The organism is Microcoleus sp. OTE_8_concoct_300 (genome assembly GCF_031383065.1).
Classification (GTDB): domain Bacteria; phylum Cyanobacteriota; class Cyanobacteriia; order Cyanobacteriales; family Microcoleaceae; genus Microcoleus.
In genome coordinates, this window is sequence record NZ_JANMZH010000284.1 from 1 (window position 1) to 5,877 (window position 5,877).

A 5,877-nucleotide genomic window follows, 5' to 3' on the forward strand; every position below is an offset into this window, starting at 1 on the left:
AGGGCGACTTGAGAGGGGTAATGATTCGCCACCCCGAGTTTCGCTAATTCTCAATCGAGCGCTATCTGTCACTACATCCATACAAGCACAACCCATCACCACAGCCAAAGCTCCAATTTTTTCAGGAGATTGGAGAAAAGCATTATCAGTAAAGAATAAAGGGTCTTTCAGGACAGCAAAACTTTTTTCATAGCTAGCTGTCCCATACTTCTCAAATAGACTGTTAGGCGACAATAATTATCTGACCCGCAGTCAAACTGGTGAAGTCATACGTTGTGCCACCAGCTATGAGTTTTTCAAACTCGGAAGTTATCATAAGACTGTTACCCTTGGTGAAAATCACCGATTCGCCCCCCTCGCCCCATATCCCAACGGTATAACTTCCTGGCGTTAATTCTAGTGTGTCATTACCGTTTCCGCCATAAAAATCACCACTACCAAAACCCTTGAGATAGTCTTCACCATCTCCTAAAAAGACTTTGCCAATACTGCCATCCAAACCTCCATCGGCAATGATGGAGTCGTTACCATTACCCGTATTAATGGTACCGTTGTTGCGGATGCCATATTCGGTGCCAATACCAGTTATTATGTCGTTACCATTACCAGTATCAATGGTACAGGTACTGCCGTTGACGAGGCCGATGCCAAAAGATCCGGTGTGAATGCCAGTGATTATGTCGTTACCATCACCGAAGGTAATACTGCCACGACCAGTATTGATAATGCCATAGCCCGACTCGGTGCCAATACCAGTTATTATGTCATTTCCATTACCAGTATCTATAGATCCGTGGCTGTAAATACCTGTGGTAATTCCATTGCCAGTGATTATGTCGTTACCATCACCGATATTGATAGTGGAATAGTTTTGGAGGCCGCTAATGCCATTGGCAGTGATTATGTCGTTACCCCTTCCAGTATCAAGGGTACCACCGTAGTTGATAAATACGCCATTAGAAAAGCCAGTACCCGTAATGTGGTCGTTACCATTACCAGTATTTATGGTGCCATACAGGGTTTGGATTCCGATGCCTGCCTCGCTAATGCCAGTGATTAGGTCGTTACCATTACCAGTATCAATGGTACCTCTTTCGTTGTAAATGGCAGAATAACCCATAAAAGGGTACTCTTCTTTTTGGCTGCGAATTCCCATGATTATGTCGTTACCTTCAGCGGTATTGAGCGTGCCGGAGTTGAAAATGCTGTATCGGCCTCCAGTGCCAGTACCAGTGATTTTGTCGTTGCCAGCAAGAGTATTAGCGATGCCAGTATTGAGTATTTCCTCCACCCCCGACGCTGGGACAACATCAGCCCGGTTGGTAAACGTTAGATTTGAAAGTTCGATCGCCATAGGAAAACCTCCGAATCAAGATAAAAATAAAAGAAGGTTAGATGTTATACCTTATATTTATATCCCAACTTACAATATTTTATTTTGTAGTGTTTTATTTCTTAACCTAGTCAAAGCTATTTTGCTGAGAAAGCTAGCTCATATTTTTTTAATATATTTCTCAATAAAATTTAATACTTGACAAATATGATGACAATGGAGGTTTTTAGCACAAAAATAAAAATGACATATTTAACTAGAAATAAAACTCTTGACTCTTGAGTCTGAAGTAATGGTTTATTAAGCTGTGATTTAACAAAATTTGAACAAATTGCAAGCCCAAATAGAGTATCAAACCTGCTATGTGTGGCAAAGCGCTAAATATCTCCCGTTCCCTGTCCTGATTGTCATCTCGAATAAATAGCTTTGCCAAAATAGCCAGTGTTCATTAAATAAGCAAATACAAATACTTAATGAGGGCTTGGTACTCCTCTTGGGTAAGCGTGAATTGACCGTAGCTATCGATTATGGGTAGCTCGGATTTGGGTTAGAGCGAGGTCATGAGATCGGTGACGAGGCTGATGTACTTTTTCATTGCTGGGTCGAGATGCGTCTACTTCTTTTTTGTATGCAATGGTGCAGGAACTCAAAGAAGAAGCTTAATCTTAGTTGTACTCAATCCTGGTTTCTTTTGGTCAAACTTGGGGGTTTGAGCGATTGAGATTATCAGTCAGTATTATTCTCACATTTTTGTTGTTTCCAATAAACTAAAGAATTATTTAGTGGTTCAATTGCTGGTAAATTTCCTTTTTGAGCTAAACTCGATAGAGCATTTTGAGCTGCACAACGTATCTTTGGAATATTACCCAGTGAGATCCTTGAGAGTGCTGTGATAATTACTAAGTAACCCTGACCGATATCGCCCAGTTTGAAGGTTTTCAGCCTTCATTGTCCCGAAAAAATGTATCAGCCACTGCTTTTTACCCCAAACATCGGGGATAGCCGACAGTTTTTTAATTTAAGGCTGCGATTTTTCCAAAGCTTGTATTACTACTTCAACCCTCGCAGTCCAACCAACAATACCGCCTTGGGCGCGAATCATATCGATCGCACTCTGTTTAAACTGGGGAAAGTAGCTGGCTGTAGCATCCTCAACAAGTAAACATTCAAACCCCCGATCGTTAGCCTCACGTATAGTGGTTTGAACGCAAACCTCAGTCGTGACTCCAGTAAAAATTAGGTGAGTAATCCCTTTCTCACGAAGTATTAATTCCAAATTAGTATGATAAAAAGCGCCCTTACCTGGTTTATTAATTACTATTTCATCAGACATAGGTGTCAATTCAGAGATAATTGAATTGCCAGGTTCACCCAAAATTAAAATTCGTCCCATTGGGCCTCGATCGCCAATTTTTAGTTTACTTTTGCCCCGCTTTTGCTTAGATAGAGGACAATCAGAAAGGTCAGGTTGATGGCCTTCAATAGTGTGAACAATAGGGAGATGGCGATCGCGAAATGCCTCTAACAACCGCTTTACCGTTGGCACGATTGCCTGTAATTGGCTGACATCATTGCCTAAAGCTTCACCAAATCCCCCAAGCTCCAAAAAGTCTCGCTGCATATCGATGATAACCAAAGCCACACCGCCAGAGACTGGCAGTTCATAATCATAAGGTTGGGCAGATATTAAGACCATAGCGATATAGGTTTTTCCCAAATTACTAGGACTATGCAGCCAGCTTCGCTGACAACACTGTGGTTACTGTTAGGGGGGTTAATGACAAAGGTTCCGGCTTGGTGTTCGCCATTCTGGTCAGTTTGCGATCCAGTGAGTACATAAATATGTTCAAAACCAGTATGCGTGTGCCTTGGGACACTTGCTCCCGGCTCATACCGCAGTAGAGCAGTAGCCGATCCACTTTTGTTGTCACCATAAAGTCGGTAGATTTCAACCCCATCACGAAATGGTTGCCAAGGCAAATTATCCTGCCATGTTGCGATATTAGGTAGATCTTTAAGAAGCAAAACTTGCTTCAGTAGTTCAGTCATAGGTATGCCTCGAATGAAAGATACAGGGAGATAGAAGGACACGGAGAAGGACAAGAAACTATGAAGCGCCACCGCGTTTTCTTCGTCAACAATCCAAAATCCAAAATTGATTAGTGTCCTGCCATGCTCTTACCGATCTGAACAAAATCTGCATCTGCGATCGCACTTTCATAAGTAAAATTACCGCCACTGATTACCAAAACCCGATCGGACAATTTCAGCAGTTCATCCAAATCTTCGCTCACCAGCAACACCGCGACTCCTCGGTTGCGAGCCTCAATAATCTGACCGTGAATATACTCCACAGCAGAAAAATCAAGACCAAAGCAAGGATTGGCGGCAATTAGTAACTTAATATGTTCTGCGGAGAGTTCCCGCGCTAACACTGTGCGCTGTACATTTCCCCCCGACAGATTGCCTACAGGGGTATCTGGCGAAGGCGTTTTAATTTTGAAAGTATTAATTAAGTTCTTAGCCGCCTGCCTAATTTCTTTCAGGATGAGTAAAATACTTGCTTTAGCTTGAGGAGGGCGGTCAAACGTCCGCAAGGCTAAATTTTCTGCCACACTCATGTGTGGCACACAAGCATTATGAAGCGGTTCTTCTGGTAGTGCGAAGACCTGATGTTTAAACATCTCGGCTCGTGTTGCTGTATAAATTTCGCCATTGACCAACACATCTCCACCTGTAGCAGAACGCTGACCAGCCAACACCTCCACCAATTCCCGCTGACCATTGCCTGAGATACCTGCAATCCCAACAACTTCGCCACTGTGAACTGTGAGATTTACTCCTGTCAATACCTCCAGACCGTTGTCTTTATTGGCATGAAGGTCTTTAACTTCAAGGATAGGAATAGTCGTTGGGGGGGCTGTCTTTTCAACTTGTTTTGGCTCACGCCTTTCACCCATCATCATTTCAGACATATCCGAGACAGTCAGATCCTTTACCAAACCCTGACCGGCAAACTTCCCTTTACGCAGCACCGTGATGCTATCGCAAAACGCCATCACTTCCCGGAACTTGTGGCTGATAATTAACACGCTTAATCTTCCAGCAGTAACTTCTGCGCGCAGTAAACCTAAAACCTCATCGGCTTCCTGCGGAGTAAGCACCGAAGTAGGTTCGTCCAGAATCAAGATCCGACTCTGAAGATATATCTGTTTAAGAATTTCTAGCTTTTGTTTTTCTCCGGCGGCTAATTGAAAGACCGGGGTATCTAGAGGAACTCGGAAAGGAGCAGTTTTCATAAAAGCCTTTAACCCTTCGTACTCCGCTTTCCAATTAATCAAATTGGGGCTATCAAAGCGGGACAAAACCAGATTTTCCGCTACAGTCATGGCAGGCACAGAGGTGAAGTGCTGGTAAACCATACCAATGCCGTACTTATGAGCATCGCGAGGACTTGCGATCGTCGTTTCCTGCTTATCAATCAAAACTTGACCTGAAGTAGGATTATAGAAACCCATGACACATTTAACAAGAGTACTTTTGCCTGCTCCGTTCTCGCCCAGCAAAGCATGAAACGTCCCTGGTTTTAGCGTCATCGAGAAATTATCAAGTGCAGTCATCGTGCCAAACCGCTTAGTCATGTTAACCACCTCTAGTTCTGGTGGCTGAATAAAGTTTTGAGTTGTGAATTTTGAGTTTTGAGTTTCCAGAGCTAATTTTCGATCTATAGAATCAGTTACTTCTGTCATATTTTTGTCCCCCTGTAAAGTTTCCAGCTTATCGGCCACTTATGAGATTTAAATTTTTAGTGAGAGCGCAGGGCTCATTTCAATGTTTGAAGTATTAACCTCACCTCTAGTAAAATCAGCCTTCTTATCTGCGTTCATCTGCGTTTATCCGTCTTCATCTGCGGTTAAAACTTAACCCCTGATTCCTACAGACAAATTTTCACATCACTCTTACACAACCGATGCAACCCAACATAATATAACTTAACTTTTCCATCAAAAATCATCATCTAAAGCTTTAATAAATGCTTCTGAATCAGCAACAGTTCCAAACACTCCTCCCTGCATCTGGATCATCTTAAGTGCCGCCAAATGATTGCCATAATCTGTTGCGCCCGTACAGTCAGATAAAAGCAAACATTCATAACCACGATCGTTTGCATCTCGCATTGTGGTATGCACGCAGACATCGGTTGTAATGCCAGCCAAAACAATATTTTGAATGCCCTTACGTTTCAGTAACAGATCTAAATCCGTAGCATAAAACGAACCTTTTCCAGGCTTATCGATCACCGCTTCCCCAGGCAAAGGCGCGAGTTCGGGAATAATTTCCCACCCTGCTTCACCTCGAACTAAAATTCTGCCGCAGGGTCCAGGATCCCCGATTCCGGCTTGAATTTGGCGCGATCGCCACTGCTTGTTTTCTGGTAAATCTGCTAAATCGGGGCGGTGTCCTTCGCGGGTGTGCATGATATGGAAGTGCTTCGCCCGTGCGACTTCTAAGACTTGCTGGATTGGCTCAATAGGAGCGCGAGT

5 protein-coding genes and 1 pseudogene are annotated in these 5,877 nt (G+C 43.2%); all 6 read right to left on the reverse strand.

All coding sequences use genetic code 11. From position 1 onward, the window contains the following. Positions 1–234: pseudogene (locus tag ACUVJL_RS13490) on the reverse strand (hypothetical protein); the annotation flags it as partial. Then, entirely contained in the window at positions 224–1,354 is a 1,131-nt protein-coding gene (locus tag ACUVJL_RS13495; RefSeq protein ID WP_445246314.1) for a hypothetical protein, read from the reverse strand. The pseudogene ACUVJL_RS13490 and the gene ACUVJL_RS13495, both read right to left, overlap by 11 nt. Before the next feature lie 997 nt (positions 1,355–2,351). Continuing rightward, positions 2,352–3,029 carry a cysteine hydrolase family protein gene (locus tag ACUVJL_RS13500; protein ID WP_445246315.1) on the reverse strand — a complete coding sequence of 226 codons (678 nt, stop codon included), beginning with the start codon at positions 3,027–3,029 and terminating at the stop codon, positions 2,352–2,354. After that, positions 3,020–3,382, reverse strand: a complete 363-nt coding sequence (locus ACUVJL_RS13505) for a cupin domain-containing protein (RefSeq protein WP_445246316.1) — start codon at positions 3,380–3,382, stop codon at positions 3,020–3,022. The genes ACUVJL_RS13500 and ACUVJL_RS13505 overlap by 10 nt, the downstream gene beginning before the upstream one ends. 110 nt (positions 3,383–3,492) lie before the next feature. Beyond that, positions 3,493–5,082, reverse strand: a complete 1,590-nt coding sequence (locus ACUVJL_RS13510; RefSeq protein WP_445246317.1) for an ABC transporter ATP-binding protein — start codon at positions 5,080–5,082, stop codon at positions 3,493–3,495. 255 nt (positions 5,083–5,337) lie between these two features. Continuing rightward, positions 5,338–5,877: cysteine hydrolase family protein (locus ACUVJL_RS13515; RefSeq protein ID WP_445246318.1), on the reverse strand; the 540-nt coding region annotated here is incomplete at its 5' end.